This window comes from Corynebacterium sp. HMSC058E07 (assembly GCF_001809885.1).
GTDB classification, from domain to species: Bacteria; Actinomycetota; Actinomycetes; order Mycobacteriales; family Mycobacteriaceae; genus Corynebacterium; species Corynebacterium macclintockiae.
The window spans coordinates 1-340 of sequence record NZ_KV799247.1 but is presented as its reverse complement, the minus strand read 5'-3'; the positions used below and the strand labels follow the sequence as shown (position 1 = coordinate 340).

The 340-nt window shown below is 52.4% G+C and carries 1 pseudogene; it reads right to left on the bottom strand.

From position 1 onward, the window contains the following. Nucleotides 1-309: pseudogene (locus HMPREF2678_RS00995) on the bottom strand (hypothetical protein); the annotation flags it as partial. Nucleotides 310-340 lie beyond the last annotated feature (31 nt).

Genomic DNA, 340 nt, shown 5'->3' with positions numbered 1-340 from the left:
ATCGCTGACATCCAGGATGGCGAAGTCATGGTCGATGAGGCCATAATGCGTTAAACAGAGCTGCTGGTGGTACACATAATCCAGCACAGATTCATCACTAGGAGCTCCAGCTAGCAACCACTGGATATGTGTGTACTCACGCTCAATGTCCTCGAATGTTGTGGCGCGTCCCCCGGCGCTCTGGATCAAGATTCTTCCGGGAGAATCCCCCGGAACAACAGCCAACGCCTGGCAGTTTCGTGGGATGGCTAAACCACTGGTCCACGCTGCAATTCCAATCCAGCGCACATAGTCAATGGACATGGTCATTTCGCCAGTTTAACCTTTTGGTTTGCAGTGG